Annotated in this window: 18 protein-coding genes and 2 pseudogenes; 12 read left to right on the forward strand and 8 right to left on the reverse strand. The window is 67.9% G+C overall.

The window, feature by feature from the left end:
* Positions 1-166: 166 nt before the first annotated feature.
* Positions 167-592: a hypothetical protein gene (locus ACVWWN_RS22550; protein WP_457145834.1), complete on the reverse strand. Its 426-nt coding sequence runs from the start codon at positions 590-592 to the stop codon at positions 167-169.
* A 98-nt stretch (positions 593-690) separates the two neighbouring features.
* Here ACVWWN_RS22550 and ACVWWN_RS22555 point away from each other — a divergent pair, with 98 nt between their 5' ends.
* Entirely contained in the window at positions 691-1,341 is a 651-nt protein-coding gene (locus tag ACVWWN_RS22555) for an MBL fold metallo-hydrolase (RefSeq protein WP_457145835.1), read from the forward strand.
* Here the strand turns inward: ACVWWN_RS22555 and ACVWWN_RS22560 are convergent.
* The 3 genes from ACVWWN_RS22560 to ACVWWN_RS22570 are packed head-to-tail and all read right to left on the reverse strand — an operon-like array spanning position 1,338 to position 3,597.
* Entirely contained in the window at positions 1,338-2,084 is a 747-nt protein-coding gene (locus ACVWWN_RS22560) for a DUF899 domain-containing protein (protein ID WP_457145836.1), read from the reverse strand. The two genes, ACVWWN_RS22555 and ACVWWN_RS22560, sit on opposite strands and share 4 nt — an antisense overlap.
* Positions 2,085-2,089: 5 nt before the next feature.
* The gene (locus ACVWWN_RS22565; protein WP_457145837.1) at positions 2,090-2,827 is read right to left on the reverse strand and encodes a DUF899 family protein; all 738 of its coding nucleotides are present in this window, start codon (positions 2,825-2,827) and stop codon (positions 2,090-2,092) included.
* Positions 2,824-3,597, reverse strand: coding sequence for an ArsR/SmtB family transcription factor (locus ACVWWN_RS22570; protein ID WP_457145838.1), 774 nt, complete (start codon positions 3,595-3,597; stop codon positions 2,824-2,826). Before ACVWWN_RS22570 ends, ACVWWN_RS22565 begins: the two co-directional genes overlap by 4 nt.
* A gap of 102 nt (positions 3,598-3,699) precedes the next feature.
* Between ACVWWN_RS22570 and ACVWWN_RS22575 the strand changes: the two genes are divergently transcribed.
* The 3 genes and pseudogenes from ACVWWN_RS22575 (at position 3,700) to yaaA (ending at position 6,557) form a co-directional block, all read left to right on the forward strand.
* A complete protein-coding gene (locus ACVWWN_RS22575; RefSeq protein WP_457145839.1) occupies positions 3,700-4,839 on the forward strand; it encodes an alkaline phosphatase family protein in 1,140 nt (379 codons plus the stop codon).
* Positions 4,840-5,082: 243 nt separating this feature from the next.
* Positions 5,083-5,737 (forward strand): annotated as a pseudogene (locus tag ACVWWN_RS22580) (peptidoglycan endopeptidase).
* Positions 5,738-5,810: 73 nt separating this feature from the next.
* Positions 5,811-6,557 (forward strand): peroxide stress protein YaaA, encoded by a 747-nt coding sequence (gene yaaA / locus ACVWWN_RS22585; RefSeq protein WP_457145840.1) that lies wholly within the window; start codon positions 5,811-5,813, stop codon positions 6,555-6,557.
* A gap of 150 nt (positions 6,558-6,707) precedes the next feature.
* Here the strand turns inward: yaaA and ACVWWN_RS22590 are convergent, their stop codons facing one another.
* Positions 6,708-7,202 carry a hypothetical protein gene (locus tag ACVWWN_RS22590; protein ID WP_457145841.1) on the reverse strand — a complete coding sequence of 165 codons (495 nt, stop codon included), beginning with the start codon at positions 7,200-7,202 and terminating at the stop codon, positions 6,708-6,710.
* Positions 7,203-7,472: 270 nt separating this feature from the next.
* On the opposite strand from ACVWWN_RS22590, the gene ACVWWN_RS22595 reads away from it, so the two are divergent.
* The 5 genes and pseudogenes from ACVWWN_RS22595 (at position 7,473) to ACVWWN_RS22615 (ending at position 11,648) form a co-directional block, all read left to right on the forward strand.
* Positions 7,473-8,333, forward strand: coding sequence for an oxygenase MpaB family protein (locus tag ACVWWN_RS22595; RefSeq protein WP_457145842.1), 861 nt, complete (start codon positions 7,473-7,475; stop codon positions 8,331-8,333).
* 37 nt (positions 8,334-8,370) lie between these two features.
* The gene (locus ACVWWN_RS22600; RefSeq protein ID WP_457145843.1) at positions 8,371-8,733 is read left to right on the forward strand and encodes a hypothetical protein; all 363 of its coding nucleotides are present in this window, start codon (positions 8,371-8,373) and stop codon (positions 8,731-8,733) included.
* Between the two features lie 42 nt (positions 8,734-8,775).
* Positions 8,776-9,015, forward strand: a complete 240-nt coding sequence (locus tag ACVWWN_RS22605; RefSeq protein WP_457145844.1) for a hypothetical protein — start codon at positions 8,776-8,778, stop codon at positions 9,013-9,015.
* 58 nt (positions 9,016-9,073) lie between these two features.
* Complete coding sequence (locus tag ACVWWN_RS22610; RefSeq protein WP_457145845.1) at positions 9,074-10,537, forward strand: amidase; 1,464 nt, start codon at positions 9,074-9,076, stop codon at positions 10,535-10,537.
* Between the two features lie 177 nt (positions 10,538-10,714).
* Positions 10,715-11,648: pseudogene (locus ACVWWN_RS22615) on the forward strand (alpha/beta fold hydrolase).
* On the opposite strand, the gene ACVWWN_RS22620 reads toward ACVWWN_RS22615, so the two are convergent.
* On the reverse strand, positions 11,645-12,874 hold the full coding sequence (locus tag ACVWWN_RS22620) for an enhanced intracellular survival protein Eis (protein ID WP_457145846.1): 1,230 nt from the start codon (positions 12,872-12,874) through the stop codon (positions 11,645-11,647). The pseudogene ACVWWN_RS22615 and the gene ACVWWN_RS22620 overlap by 4 nt on opposite strands.
* A 62-nt stretch (positions 12,875-12,936) precedes the next feature.
* Here ACVWWN_RS22620 and ACVWWN_RS22625 point away from each other — a divergent pair, with 62 nt between their 5' ends.
* The gene (locus tag ACVWWN_RS22625; RefSeq protein ID WP_457145847.1) at positions 12,937-13,311 is read left to right on the forward strand and encodes an ACT domain-containing protein; all 375 of its coding nucleotides are present in this window, start codon (positions 12,937-12,939) and stop codon (positions 13,309-13,311) included.
* An 11-nt stretch (positions 13,312-13,322) separates the two neighbouring features.
* Here the strand turns inward: ACVWWN_RS22625 and ACVWWN_RS22630 are convergent, their stop codons facing one another.
* Both ACVWWN_RS22630 and ACVWWN_RS22635 read right to left on the reverse strand, forming a co-directional pair.
* Complete coding sequence (locus ACVWWN_RS22630) at positions 13,323-13,547, reverse strand: hypothetical protein (protein WP_457145848.1); 225 nt, start codon at positions 13,545-13,547, stop codon at positions 13,323-13,325.
* Complete coding sequence (locus ACVWWN_RS22635; RefSeq protein WP_457145849.1) at positions 13,544-14,854, reverse strand: competence/damage-inducible protein A; 1,311 nt, start codon at positions 14,852-14,854, stop codon at positions 13,544-13,546. Before ACVWWN_RS22635 ends, ACVWWN_RS22630 begins: the two co-directional genes overlap by 4 nt.
* A 78-nt stretch (positions 14,855-14,932) precedes the next feature.
* On the opposite strand from ACVWWN_RS22635, the gene ACVWWN_RS22640 reads away from it, so the two are divergent.
* Both ACVWWN_RS22640 and ACVWWN_RS22645 read left to right on the forward strand, forming a co-directional pair.
* Positions 14,933-15,172: a PaaI family thioesterase gene (locus ACVWWN_RS22640; RefSeq protein WP_457149487.1), complete on the forward strand. Its 240-nt coding sequence runs from the start codon at positions 14,933-14,935 to the stop codon at positions 15,170-15,172.
* Positions 15,133-15,270: a hotdog domain-containing protein gene (locus ACVWWN_RS22645; RefSeq protein ID WP_457149234.1), complete on the forward strand. Its 138-nt coding sequence runs from the start codon at positions 15,133-15,135 to the stop codon at positions 15,268-15,270. The genes ACVWWN_RS22640 and ACVWWN_RS22645 overlap by 40 nt, the downstream gene beginning before the upstream one ends.
* The last annotated feature ends 1 nt before the right edge of the window (position 15,271 follow it).

Genomic DNA, 15,271 nt, shown 5'->3' on the forward strand with positions numbered 1-15,271 from the left:
GGACTCTGCGGTTTTCGTACGGACACGCGTATGCATGCGACCACCGTGCGGTTCGCCTCCCCGCGCCCTCGCATTCGGCAGCTTTCGCAGAATACCAACGAGGACGGTCAGATCGCGTGATGCAACGCCTGTGCGATTCCTGTCAAACAGGGCCGGAACCGGACCCTCAGTGCGGTCCGAACAGCCGGCCGATCTGGCCGAGCACGTCGATCGGGTTCGCCGCCGGGGGCGCGCATCCCGGCAAGCAGTCGGTCAGTTGCCACGGCTGGCAGCCGTTGGTCTTGAACACGGTATCGGTTGCCTCGATCGTCACGACCTGCGCTTTCTTGCTGAGCGCATTGTCGAGCAGGTCGCTGCCGTTGACTCGCTTCCAGTAACACGTGCCATCGCCGACGGGACCGGCGGAACTGTAGGTGCCGGGCGCGATGTCGGTCCCGACGGTGTAGGTGCCGTCGCTGTCGATGGTCGTCTTCGGGCCGGGAGGCGGAGTCGGGCCCGGCAGTGTCGTCGGGTCGGCATGCGCCATGCTCGCCGAGGCACAGCCGGCGACGAACAACGCCGCCGCGACGGTGGCGAACTTAGTCGACCTCATGAAACGCGAGTTTAGCTGCATAGGACATCTGGGCGTCAGCGCGCGCCCTTGACCTCAACAATGGTTGAGGGTCCACAGTGGCTGACATGGAGGTAGACATGACTCGAACACTGACCCGGATCCGTGCCGATCTCTGGCAGACGCGGATGGATTCGCCCTTCCCCGGATTGACCACCCACTCCTATCTCTGGCGGGGACCGAGCGGCAACATGCTGTTCTACAGTCCGGCCACCGACGCAGACTTCGATGCCATCGCCGAACTCGGCGGCGTCACCGCGCAGTACCTGTCGCATCTCGACGAGGCGGGCCCGAACCTGGCCCGGATCGCCGAGAGATTCGGTTCCCGGCTGCACGCACCCGCCGCTGAACTGGCCGAAATCGGCAGGCACGCGCACGTCGACGTGCCGATCGGAAGCCGAAGGCACATCGACGCCAACGGGGTTGACGTGATTCCCACCCCCGGTCATTCGCCCGGTAGCACCTGCTACCTGGTGCGCGGCGTCGACGGTGAGGAGTACCTGTTCACCGGCGACACCATGTTCCCCACCGGCCGGGGCACATGGTCGACCTACCTGGTCCCCGGTCGCGGCGACGCCACGGAGATGAGCACCAGCCTCGCGGCGTTGCGGTCGCTGTCACCGGGCCTGGTGATCTCGAGCGCCTTCGGTGGAGATACGGCGCTCGAGGAGGTCACGAACGGTCGGTGGACCCGATGCCTCGACGAGGCGCTTGCCAGCCTGGGGTCCTAAGCGTCCCTGCGGGGCGGCCGTTGGTCGTCGGGGTCGTTCGGGTCGGGCTCACCGAACCATCGCGACGGCTGATGGTGGGCGTAGGCGTCGTGCCACGCCCACCACTCGTATGGCGGGTCCTGCGGGTAGCCCGCAGGCGAATCCTCCCATTCCTCCTGGCGGCCGAGCGCGGTCATGTCCAGCAGGCTCCAGGTGTTCACGAACACCTCGTCGCCGCGGCCGTTGATGAAGTAAGTGCGGAATACGCGGTCGTCGCCGTCGCGGATGAACGCGTTGGTGCCGTGCCATTCATCGCACCCGAAGTCCTTGTCGAAGTCGTCGGTGATGGTGAACCACGGAATGTGCTCCCACCCCATCCGCGACTTGAGCCGCTCGATGTCGGCCTGCGGCGCCGGCGAGGCGTACACGAATGTGGTGTCACGGGCGTTGAGATGGGCCAGATTGCCGACATGGTCGGCCATCAGCGAACATCCGACGCACGCATGGTCGGGCCAGCCGTGCACATCGGGTTGGAAGAAGGCTCGGTAGACGAGCAACTGCCGACGGCTGTCGAACAGGTCGAGCAGGCGTGCCCTGCCGTTCGGCCCGTCGAAGGCATACTCCTTCTCCACCGCCGTCCACGGCATCCGTCGACGCTCGGCGGCCAACGCGTCCCTGGCGCGGCTGATCTCCTTCTCCCTGAGAAGCATTTCCCGGCGCCTGGTCTCCCACTCCTGCGCCGATACGATCGGGGGTGTTTCCATCCCTGTTATCTCCCTTCGGGTTTCGTCGTCAAGTCGTCGCAGCTGCCGGCCTCGAGTCGCGACCATTGGGCGATCGGGCGTCCATTCGCGCGCACCCGTTCGCTGTTGTGCCGGATCGGGCGAAGGGGCCAGCCGGCCGGCGAGTCCTCCCAGGCCTCCTGCCGTCCGTACACGGTGAGATCCATGAGGGCGAAGCTGTAGTCCATCGCCTCGACGCCGCGGTAGTTCGTCCAATAGGTCTCGAAGACGCGTTCACCGTCACGCAGATAGCTGACGAGGTGCATCAATCCGATCTGGCGCCCGACGAGCAGGGTGTCGAGTGAGTCCTGTGCCGAATACCACGGCATATCCCAGCCCATGAAGTCGCGGTAGCGGCGGCTCTCCCGGTAGGGGCCCTGGCAGAGAACCGCGTAGGTGATGTCGCGGGAGTGAAGGTAGGACAGCTCAGCGACCTGGCTGGTGCACCATGTGCAGCCCTCGCACTGCTCCGCGGCGGGATGGCCGGCATGCCACATGAAGTAATAGGCGATCAGTTGCCGACGTCCCTCGAACGCATCGAGCAGCGTGACGGCACCGCCGGGGCCGATGAGCGGCGTTGTCGCGTCCACCTCGACCATCGGCAGACGCCGGCGGGCCGCTGCGATCGCGTCTGCTTCGCGGGTGTGGGCCTTCTCCCGTGCCCGCAGCACATCGAGTTCCTCCTGAAACGCCGCTCGGTCGACGACCTCCGGGGTGGCCGTCACGACGATTCCAGCCCCGTCTTGAGGCTTGAGAGCTTCCAGGGCCAGCCGCCGGAGATCAGTCCGCGCACGGTGCTGTCGGGACCGAAGTCGCCATGGACGACGGTGAGTTTGACCTGCTCGTCGCCGTACGGCTCGATATCGAAGGACACCTTCGAACGATTCTCGGCGGCGGCCTTGGCGATCGTCTCCTCGCCCAACCCCAGGGTGGTCAGTTCCGGGACGAACGTGTGGAACGTGAACGCGAGCCGGCGGTACGGATCAGACTCCAGGATCACCTGATCCGGATGCTCGATCGCGAGAGCGTCTTCGGCCCACACATACGTCGAACCCTTCTCCCAGTCGGACACCATGGCGTGGCCCATGTAGCGACGCGAGAAGGCAGGGTCGGTGATCGCCTGCCACAGCCGTTCGGGCGTCGTTCGGATATAGGTGGTGTAGACGAATTCGGCATCACTGCTCATGGGTTCGGTCTCCAATATCGATTTCAGGTCCGCGAGGGTCTGCGCCCGGGCACGGTTGTACTGGTTGATCCAGCGATCGGCGATGGCGTTGATCGGCTCGGCGTTGAGGTAATGCAGCTTCTCCCGGCCCCGCCAGGCGATGGTGATCAGGTTGGCGGCTTCGAGCACCGCCAGATGCTTGCTGACCGATTGCCGTGCCATCGACAGGCCGGCACACAGTTCCTGCAGGCTTTGTCCGTTGCGGGTGTTGAGTCCGTCGAGAAGCAGGCGCCGGCTCGGATCCGCCAACGCCTTGAACACGTCGTCCATCTCCGCCTCACCGACAATATGCAGCCATCCGGCTGCATGACTGACTATATGCAGCCAGCAGGCTGCCAGTCAACCCTGATCCGGCTGTGGCAGGCTCACGCTGTGGACCTGCCGCAGCCTGATCTGGACATCCCGCACCTGGCCGACGTGGTGCCGTCGCTCCTGGCGGCCATGGGCGCGACCGGTCGTTTTGCCGCCCCGATCCGGCTGCCCGGCGACATCACCGGGGCCTGCGTGTTGCTGATCGACGGACTGGGCGCGGATCTGCTCGACACCTACGCGGATGACGCGCCGGTGCTCGCGGGGATGCGCGGCCGCACACTGCGCGTCGGGTTTCCGTCGACGACCGTCGCCGGCCTCGCCGCCATCGGTACCGGCTGCCAATCGGGCCAGCACGGCTTGGTGGGCTACTCGTTTCGGCTGCCTGGTGCCGGGGTCCTCAATTCCCTGCGCTGGCGGCAGCATCCCTGGGGCGCGGATCTTCGCGAGGAGGTGCCGCCGGAGCAGGTCCAGCCGGCGCCCACGATGTTCGAGCGTGCCCAATCCGCCGGAATCGCGGTCAGCGTCATCTCCGGTGCGGAGTTCGCCCACTCGGGGATGACCCGCGCCGTCCTGCGCGGCGGCCGATACATCGGCGTTCAGGCCCTCGGAGACCTTGGCTCGTCGGTGCAGACGGCCATCGCCGCCGGTGGATTCTGCTACGGCTACCACAGCGAGCTCGACATGATGGGTCATCTGTACGGCCCCGGCTCCGCGGCGTGGCGCATGCAGTTGCGCCAGGTCGACCGGCTCGTGGAGTCCGTGGTCGAGGGATTGCCGCCCGGTGGGCTGCTGGCCGTCGTCGCCGACCACGGGATGGTCACCGTCGAGGAGGGCGACACCATCGACGCCGACGCGTGCACGCCGCTGACGGAGGGCGTGGAGGCCATCGGAGGCGAGGTACGAGCCCGACACGTCTACGTGGCCGACGGCGCCGAGGCCGACGTGCTCGCGGCCTGGCGCGGCATCCTCGGCAATCGCGCATGGGTGGTTTCCCGCGAGGAGGCGATCGCAGCCGGGTGGTTCGGCGAGCGGATCGGCGACGCGGTGCGCCCGCGGATCGGCGATATCGTCGCGGCGGCGCGTGGTTCGGCCGGTGTGGTGCGCCGAACGGTGGAGCCGTTGGAGTCTGCGCTGATCGGCCAGCACGGGTCACTGACAACCGCCGAGCAGCTCGTCCCGCTGCTCCTCGCCCAGGGGTGACCCGGACACGGCCTGAACGCGGTGAATTGTGTGACAGCGCGCACATTTCGGCGATGGAGCTAGTTTGCCGTTGCTGAAAGTGCGCCGATTCGTGTTTTTGCAAGGCAGCCAAAGGGCCTGCTTACGGCTCCGAACCGGATTGAACGGCAGCCGACTTCGGTGAAACAGCCGATAAATGGATTAAACCGTTTGGGCGTCACAGATTTTGAGCGGCTCAGTTAACGTCTGTTAACGTCCGGCCGCATGTTTGCCACCGTAACGCTGTTGACACTTGTGCACTCGGTTTCGGGCCCGCCGTACATCTCCGGCGGAGATTCTCCGCGCGGCACGGATTGCTCGGGCCTGGTCTCATGGGTGACGAATGCCGCGACTGGCCGGCCCATCTACGGGGACCGGTTTGACACCGGCAATATCGAGAAGGCGCTGCTCGCGCGCGGCTTCCAGTACGGCTCGCAGCCCGGCGCCCTCAACGTCGGCTGGAACGGCGGCCACACCGCCGCGACGCTGCCGGACGGCACCCCGGGTGACCTCGGGCGAGGGCGGTGGTGTGCGGGTCGGTGGCGGCGGCGCCTACCAGGGCCAGTTCAGCCACCACATGTTCCTGCCGATGGCGGTCGACGAGAGCCCGGCCGACGATCCGACGATGGCCCCGCCGATGGATCCGTTCCTGCCGCCCCCGCCGGACGCCCCGGTTGTCCTGATGGCCGGTGAGGCGCCGTTGGCACCGCCGCCCGCGCCGGACATGGCACCGGCCCCCCCGCCCGAGGCCGCGCCACCTCCGGCTCCGGAGATGGCGCCACCACCGGCGCCAGAACCACCGCCCGCGCCCGAATCGCCGATGCCGCTCGACGCGCCGGCCGGCCCCGACATGCCGATCGGCCCGGGGCCGCCTGCGTAACCGGCTCAGAAGTGCTGCCGCAGAACCATTTCTACCGTCCGGCCGGCGACGGCGATGAGCTAGCGTCTGTGCCGTGATCGTGCTGCTGCCGCCATCGGAGACCAAGCACGGCGGCGGCGACGGCCCGGCCCTGCGTTTGGAGGCGCTCAGTGCCCCCCCGCTCGGGCCGCTGCGCACCCAGCTCGTCGACGATCTGGTCGAGTTGTCCGCCGACGCATCGGCGTGCCGCCGCGCCCTGGGGATCTCGGAGTCACAACACGCCGAGATCGAGCGCAACGCGACCCTGCGCACCGCGCCGACCGTGCCCGCGATCGACCGGTACACCGGTGTGCTGTACGACGCCCTCGACATCGGCTCGCTGCACGGCCCGGCGGCGGCCCGTGCCCGCGCACGGCTGGCCATCGGGTCGGCATTGTTCGGGTTTCTGCGGGCCGATGATCCCGTGCCCGCCTACCGCCTCTCCGCGACATCGAAGCTTCCCGGCAGACCCTCCTTGGTGACCCGGTGGCGGCCGGTGCTGGAACCGGTCCTTGCCGAGTTCGCGCTGATGGAGTTGATGGTGGATCTGCGGTCGGGTTCCTACGCGGCGTTGGGGCGGCTGCCCGGTGCGGTGCGTGTCGACGTGTTCGCCGAGCACGCCGACGGCCGCCGGACCGTGATCAGTCATCACAACAAGTCGCACAAGGGCCGGTTGGCCAGGGCTTTGGCGACGACGAGAGCCGAGCCCGGCGACGCGGCCGCCGTGGCCGCGGTGGCGCGCCGCGCCGGAATGAAGGTGGAACGCCGCGGCAGCGAGCTGACCGTACTCGTGCCCGCATGACCCGAAACAGATTCATCATCAGGCGATTCGGCCCCGCGCCGCCTAATGCGACAGCTCATCGGCTGCGAGAACATCGGATAGTTCAATCGAGGGCGGTCTCGTGCTCCTCGACGGAGGTGGCCCAGACACAGTCGCTCAGCGGCCCGTCCGCTAGATCGCGGCCTCGTAGTCGGTGGTGTAGTACTCGGCCGGCGTCTGGCTGAACTCACCCGGGAGGCTGATGTAGACCCACGCTTTCGTCGCGCCGGACGCGATGGGCCCCTGCAGGGTGACGTTGGCCGACCCGGCTCCGTCGGTTTGCAGTGCCCCCGTCATGACACCGGGGTCACCTCCGTTGCACGATGCCGATGACGCACGCGGTGTCTGGATCAACCGGACGTCGTAACGGGTATCGGGCCGTGCGGTCAGCAGTTGCACGTCGGCCGTCACGGTGGAACCCGAGCTTCGCACGACGGCCGTGGCCCTGCCGTAACCGGTAGGGCTGGTGTACATGTTGGCGCTGTGGTCGCACCGACGCTGAATCTGGGCGAACGGCAAAAAGGTCGTCCTAGCCGAGTTCGTGGAGTCGGCCGCGGCCGTGCCTATCCCGGCGATCAACATGACCGTCGGCGACGCGACGACGACCGCCGCCAAAGCAGTGCTCACAGACCGTCTCATCTGACGCATCGTCCCGGTATCCCTCCGCTCGTGGGTGCGCCAGTCAGCCCCGAAAGCCTTATTGACGCTTGTGCCAACCGTAAACCACAGTGCGGCTTTGAGTACCTCGGACCACGCGGTGTCAACTCCCCCGAAGTCGTCGCCACGGTGTAGCTGGGATCGCCCTTGACCTCGATCCGGCTCGACGAGTCTGCGGGACCGAAGTGCTGCCTGCATTGATTGCCGGACAGCCGCGCACCGTCGCGTACCGTCGATCCCATGACGGTACTGCGCGATCTGGGCGCCGTGCGGGAGAGTCTGGGGCGCGGCCTGTTCGGCATGGTTGCCGGCCCGGACGGTCCGGCGAACCGTTCGCGCATCCACGACACGCCCGGCCCGCGGTGGTTCGACAACGATCGCCCGATCCGGCGGGTGCACGGCGACGCGGCGATGTTCGTCGGCGGCCTTCGCGCTCTGCTGCTGCAGTCTCTGCACCCGCTGGCCATGGCGGGCGTCGCCGAGCACTCCGACTACCGCGGCGATCCGTGGGGGCGGCTGCAGCGCACCAGCACATTCTTGGCGGTGACCACCTTCGGCCCCGCCGCCGATGCCCAGCGTGCGGTCGACAAGGTCCGTGGCATCCACCAACGGGTCCGCGGGGTGGCACCTGACGGCAGACCGTACCGGGCGTCTGATCCGCACCTGTTGGAGTGGGTGCACATCGCCGAGGTGGACAGCTTCCTGTTGGCGCATCGACTGTACGGAGCCGAGCCGCTCGACCAGGACGGCAGAGACGGCTATGTCGCCGACACCGCTCGCGTCGCGGCCGCCCTCGGCGTGGCCGATCCACCCCGTACCGAATCGCAACTGCAAACGAGGATCGAGTCGTTCCGGCCCGAACTGGCGGGCACCGCGGCCGCGCGCGAGGCCGCCCGATTCCTTCTCGTCACACCTCCCCTGCCACTTGCCGCGCGCGCACCATACGGCGTGCTCGCCGCGACATCGGTGGCGATGCTCCCCGGCTGGGCGCGAATGCCCTTGTTGTTGCCCTATTTCCCGCCCATCGAGGCGACCGTCATCCGCGTCGCCGGCCGCGTCGTCGTCGGAGGCATCCGCTGGGCCCTGACAGCCGGTCGCTGACGCGAAACCGGCGACGACGGCGCTAGCATCGCGGGCCATGGGCTATCCCGGCTGTCCGGTACCGCCGGCCAAAGCGCGGGTGTCGACCTCTGACGTCCTGATCTCGGTGGGCCTGCTCGTGGTGACCGCAACGCTCGGGGTCGCGGCGGCGGGAATGGGATTGTTCATGCTTGCGTTCCTGGACTCCTGCCCGCCGGAGAGTTGCAGCGTGGACGGCGCCGTCACCGCGGTCGGCGCGACGCTGCTCGTCGCCCTGGGCATCGGGATCGTCGGACTGCTGGCGACAGTGGTTCAGCTCGTCCGGCGCAAGCCCGGCTGGCCCTTCGCCGTCGCCACTCTCGTGCTGTGCGCGTCCGCGTTCGTCGTGGGCGGCATCGGCTACGCGGCCGCTGTCGGGTGAAACCGGCCCCCGCGCGCCCCGTGGTGCCCTACCGTGGCGAGGGTGGACGCACACCGTGTTGACGCCCCCGAGCTCGTACCGGTGGAGGTGCTGCGCTCGGGGGATCTGGTCACCGACGTCAACGGTGACGGACAGCATTACATCGTTCTGGAAGCCAAGGTCCTCGCCGAGGGTTGCGTGGTGCTTGAACTCGAATCCAAAGCCAACGATCAGATTCGGGTGATAGAGATGTCGTTTCCGTCGGGCTACGAGATGAGCAGGTCAGCCCGGCACGCCGTGTGACGCGGGACCTTCGAAGCCGAGTTGCTCAAGCCTTCCCGGCGGCGGAAGATCCGTTTCGATGAACTCCGAACTCGCGTTTGAACTCGCCGACACCGATGCGATCGGCCAGTCCGAACTGGTCCGCAGCGGCGAGTTGTCGGCGGTGGAACTCCTCGATGCCGCGATCATCCGGCTCGAGGCGGCGCGGCGCCTGAACGCTGTCGTCACCGACCTGTTCGAACGAGGGCGTGAGCAGGCCGCGGCGCTCGACGACTCGGGAATGGCGGGCAGCCCCGACACATCGCCGCTCATGGGAATTCCCTTTCTGCTCAAGGATCTTGGGGCGTCACTCGCCGGCGCGCCGGAGGCAATGGGCTCGCGGGCGTTACGTAGTCACGTCGCAACCGAATCCGCCTGGATCGTCGAACGTTATCTCGCGGCCGGGCTGGTCATCTTCGGCAAGACGAACACCCCCGAGTGGGGCAACCACTGCACCACCGAACCCTCGCTGTTCGGACCCACGGCGAATCCGTGGTCGCCGTTGATCACGCCGGGGGGATCCAGCGGCGGGTCGGCGGCAGCGGTGGCGGCCGGCGTGGTCCCGGCGGCATCCGGCGGTGATGGCACCGGCTCGATCCGGGTGCCCGCATCGTGCTGCGGACTCGTCGGACTCAAACCGCGCCGTGGCCGCACTTCCTTCGCCCCGGCGGAGGGCCACGGACTCGAGGGCCTCGTCAACGCGCACGCCCTCACCCGTACCGTCCGCGACAGCGCGGCCCTGCTCGATGCTGTCACCGGTGCGGCGGCCGGCGACCCGTACAGTGCCCCGATGCCCGATATGCCCTTCCTGCAGGCGATCATGCGCACACCACCCGCGCAGCGGATCCTGGTCACCACCGCTTCTCCATTCCCCGGCGCCACCCATCCCGAGGTCGTCGCCGCCGTCGAGCAGGCCGGCCGAACGCTGGAAGGCCTCGGACACATCGTCGAGCCCGGCGCTCCCTCGATCGATCCCGACGCCGTCGCGGATGCCATCGCGGTGCTGCACACCGTGAGCAATGCGCAACTGCACTCGTTGGCGACCGCTCACCTCGGCCGCGAACCGCTTGCGGACGAGTTCGAGGCCAGCACCTGGATGATGGTCCGCGAGGGCTTCACGACGAGCGGCGTGGCCTATGCCGATGCGATCGCCGCGGTCCACGCCCAGACCCGCCGATTCGTTGCGGGGATGGGCGACCACAGCGTGCTGCTGGTGCCAACCTTGCTCACTCCCCCGCCGCCGTATGCCCTGCTGGACCAGCCGCGCGACACGACGCGGGCGTTCTTCGACGTCGAGTTCGCCACGACGGGATGGACGTCGCTGGCCAATGTCACCGGCTGGGCCGCGATGTCGCTACCGCTGGGCGCCACCGCGGATGGGCTGCCGATCGGAGTTCAGTTGATGGCGGCCGACGAAACGATCCTGCTCCAGCTGGCGGCCCAGCTGGAGGTCGCGGCGCCGTGGTCGGGCCGTCGCCCCGCGGGCTGGGTGGGAGCCGTCTAGCAGTACGCGAGCTGACCGGATTCGCCGGAGGAATATGCCGCGCAGCTTGCCGCCGCTGGGGCGCATTTCTGAGCTACCGCTACATCGGGCGCAGCTATGCCCAGATGGACCCCGTACCTGTTCCGTGTCGTTCTCTGACCGGGTTAACACCGCGTAACCCCGTGAGACACTCTGGCCATGCCTGTCGCAATCGCCCATCCCAAGCTGGAAGGCAACATCGCCGTCGGTGACGACCAGATCGGATTCGCCGAGTTCGGCGACCCGCAGGGACGCGCCGTCTTCTGGCTGCACGGCACGCCGGGGGCGCGCAGGCAGATCCCGATGGAGGCGCGCGTGTACGCCGAGAGGGCGAACATCCGCCTGATCGGGCTCGACCGCCCCGGCATCGGTTCGTCGACTCCGTACCAGTACGGCACCCCGTTCGCGTTCTCCGACGATCTGCGCACCATCGCCGACACGCTGGGCATAGACAAGATAATCGTGGTCGGCTTGCCCGGTGGCAGCCCCTACACCCTCGCGTGCGCCGCGGCGATGCCGGAACGTGTCGTGGCCGCCGGAGTGATCGGTGGGGTCGCGCCGACGATGGGGCCCGACGCGATCGCCGGCGGGGTGATGGGAAACGTCGGTGTGCGGGTCGCGCCGCTGCTGCAGTTCGCGGGCGGCCCGATCAGGCTGGCGGCCACCACGCTCATCAGGCTCATCAAGCCGGTCGCGGGACCGGCCGCCGATCTGTACGGCCGGGTGATACGGCCGGGTGTCACCGGAAGCCGACCGCGCTCTGCTGGCCCGGCCCGAGATCAAGGCGATGTTCCTGGACGACCTGCTCAACGGGAGCCGCAAACAGATGGCCGCACCATTCGCCGACGTCATCGTGTTCTCCCGCGACTGGGGTTTCCGGCTCGACCAGGTCAAGGTCCCGATTCGCTGGTGGCACGGCGATCACGACCACATCGTTCCGTTCGCCGACGGTCAGCATGTCGTGGCCAAGCTGCCCGACGTCGAGCTGCATCACCTGCCGGGCGATAGCCATCTCGCCGATCTGGGCCGCGCCGAGGAAATCCTGCGGACCATGGTCGGTGTCTGGGACGAGGCCGGCGACCCCCGTCCCTAGAAGCCGTACCCGAGCATGGCGGGGACATCGCTGGCGAACGTCGCGTCCAGCCGTCGGATCAGCTCGGAGTCCTTGCAGCGCAACCGGTTCGCCGCGGCGAAAACTGTGGCGCCGTGCACGCCGAGATAAAGGCTGCCCAGCACGTCGAGATCCATCTGCACGTCGGCCGCAGCATCCGTCGGCGTACACCGTGCGCGACCGTTGTGCACCTGCAGAGCGAATCGTCCTCCGTCGCTACGGAATCCATCCGAGATCTCGAGAACCGTGGACAGGTCTGAGGGGTAGGTGCGCGCCTCGAGAGCCGCCGGGATGTCCATGATCCGCAGCCACAGATCGTCCTCGTGATGCGTGACGCGAGCCAGTCGGGCATCGGTCAACAGATACGGTAACGGGTCGGCGGGGTGCGTTGTCACGCTGACCTTCTCCATGAGGTCCAGCCCCAACAGCGCGCGCCAGAGGGCAATGTGCGCGTCACCGGTAGCGGCGATGAACTCGTGGGTGCGAACCACCATCGGGTCGTCGCGGAAAACACGGTAGAGCAGGTAGCCGTCGCGGTGCAGGAACGCGAACCGTTCGCTGCCGCCGCGACGGTCGTGCTCACGGTCGGCGAGCAGCTCGTCCCACAACGCCCGCGGGCAGGCCAGGCCCCCGGGTGTGGCCCTGCGCCAGCGGTCATAGATGTCGGCGAAGTCCGCACCGTGATCGGCCGCGGCGACCAGACGGACACCGCCCGGGTCCGGTACGTCCCGATGGAACTCGGCATTGCGGCGGCTGACGGTGAGTTCCCGTTCGATCGTCGCCGGGCCGTAGCCGAACCGGCCGTAGATGCCGCCCTCGCTCGCGGTGAGGCCCGCGATCGGATACCGCGCGGCGGAGATCCGCTCGTGCAGGTCGGCGTACATCGCGCGCAAGATGCCGCGACGTCGGTGTGTCGGAGCGACGGCCACGAGCGTGATGCCGGCGACCGGCAGCACCGCGCCACCGGGCACCGTCATCTGTAGGTCGAGGTAGTGCGCCATTCCGACGAGATCGCCTTCATCGCATGCGACGACCGAACTGTCGCCCGGCATCAGCGTCCGCCACGAGTCCAACGACTCAGGAGGCTCGAAACCGCCGAAACTGGTGGCTCGGAGCAGGGAGATGCCCTGCCAATCGGAGTCGGTCGCAGTGCGAATTTCTAGAGAGGCCGAGGCATCGGAGGCGCGCACAGAACTCGACGGTGCCATAAAGCGATACCCGAACGCATCCGATTTAACTACCGTTACCAGTGGCGCGAAGGGAGAGCCTGATGGCCACCGATCTGACGCTCTATCTGGATGACCAGCCCGGCGAACTGGCCCGCGTCGGCGACGTGCTCGGTAAGGCGGGCGCGAACATCGCCGGGCTCTGCGCGCTATCCACAGGGGGCGGTCAAGCAGAGGTCCACATCCTGGTGCACGACGCGACGTCGGCCTTCGAAGCGCTCGCGGCGGCCGGTATCAAGATCGTCTCCGAGCAGGAGGTGATCGTGCTCGACGTCGAAGACCGGCCGGGCGCGCTGGGCGACGTCGCGCAGCGACTGGGCAACGCGAAGGTCAACCTGACCACCGCCTATCTCGCGACCAACACCCGCCTCGTGCTGGGCGCGGACAATCTGGACGAGGCCAGAGCCGCACTCGGCTGACTGCGGTGCGTTCAGCGCCGCAACCACCCCTGGACGGTGGCCAGTTCCCGCGTGGTGGTCGTCAAGACGTCGTCGTAGTACAGCGATCCGCCGCTGATCACGGCCGTGCCTTGCCACAGCACCTGCACCCGGACGCCACCCTTGGCGTAGTAGTCGGTGCGCTCGATCTCCCGACGCTGCCAGCCGCCCGCTTCGGCGAGATCGGCGATGGTCTGCCGTTCGTCCGTGTCAGTCATCGGCGTTCCTCCTGTGTCACCGGGCGTACGGTATCCGATCCGTCCGGTCGGCTCAGCGACCGGCGCAGAAGGTGCATCGCAATCGTCGTCGAGCGCTCGCGGATGTCACTGCGATCACCCGGCAGCCGGATGCGGTGGATCAGGGTCGACCCGTCGGCGCGTTTCACGCTGAAGCACACCGTTCCCACCGGTTTCTCCTCCGTACCGCCGCCCGGCCCCGCGATCCCGGTGATCGACACCGCCGTATCTGCACCGAAGTATCGCAATGCACCCTCTGCCATTGCCTCGGCGACAGGTTCGGACACCGCGCCGTGCGCATCGATGAGCGCGGGGTCGACACCGAGCAATTCTGTCTTCGCGTCGTTGGCGTAGGCGACGACGCCGCCCGCGACGTATGCCGACGAACCCGGCACGTCGGTCAGCCGCGCGGCGAGCAGGCCGCCGGTGCACGACTCGGCCGTAGCGACGCGGTGGCCGGCCAGCAGCTGCGCCACCTGGTCGTCGACCCGCGCTCCGTCCTCCGAGAAGATTTCGGTCCCATGCCGATTCCGCAGCAGCTCCATCAGGTCGGCGTAGATCGGCGCCGCATCCGGCTCATAGCGGGTGACCATCTCGATCTCGCCGCGGCGCAGGCACGTGGTGATCTCCAGCCGCCCGAAGTCGGCGACGCGCTGCTCGGCATCGCGCAGCGTGTCGGCGAGCCCGGATTCGGGCAGCCCGAACATCCGCACCATGTCCTGCCGGTACGTCGTCCGGCCGGCGATCGCCTGCTGCACCGCGTCGGTCTGCAGCGCCAGCGGCCACATCGGCTGGAGTTCGCGCGGCGGGCCGGGCAGCACGACGACGGTCGGCGTGCCGGGGACGACGACGCCGGGCGCCGTGCCCACCGGATCGATGACGTGCGCCCCCACCGGAACCAGCGCCTGCTTGCGGTTGGCGGCCCGCACCGCCTCGAAGTCGACGTTGTCGAAGCGCGCCATCAGTCGCCTGATGATGTCGGCGATCTTCGCCTCGAGCGGCTCGTCCAGGACGAGTTCAAGGCCGCAGAACCGGGCCACAGTTGCCACGGTCATATCGTCGGCGGTCGGACCGAGGCCGCCGCTGGTGACGATCAGGTCGACGCCGTCGTCGGCGAGGAACTTCAGCTGCGCCTCGATGTCATGCGGCCGGTCGCCGCAGATGGTGAGGTGCGCCAGTTCGACGCCGAGTTCGAGCAACTGGTCGGCGATCCACGGGCCGTTACGATCCTGGACTCGACCGGTGAGGACCTCGGTCCCGGTGACCACGATGCCTGCCCGTGCACTCACGAGGTACGAGATTACGCAGCCCGGCCGCGACGACGACAAGCCGGTAATGTCGTTCTCCTTGCGCAAGAGGAACAGCGTGTGACGGCGCCGAGATCGCTGCGGGAACTGTTCGACCAACTCGGACTGACCGAGGTTCCTTCGACCGAGGGCACGGTGGTGATGGAGATGCCCGTTGACGAGCGAACGGTCAACACGGCCGGTGGTCTACAAGGCGGTTTGATCGCCACCACGGCCGACGTGACGGCCGGGCAACTCGCGTGCGAAGCACCACCTTCGGAATGGGCATCGCCACCACCGATCTGTTCATCCGCTACCTGAGGCCCATCAAGGTGGGGCCGGCGCAGGCGGTCGCGCGCATCCTGCGCAGCGGGAAGAGGTCGGTCGTCGGGCAGGGTCGACATCTACCGGGGCAATGAC

It is taken from the genome of Mycobacterium sp. URHB0021 (genome assembly GCF_054057895.1).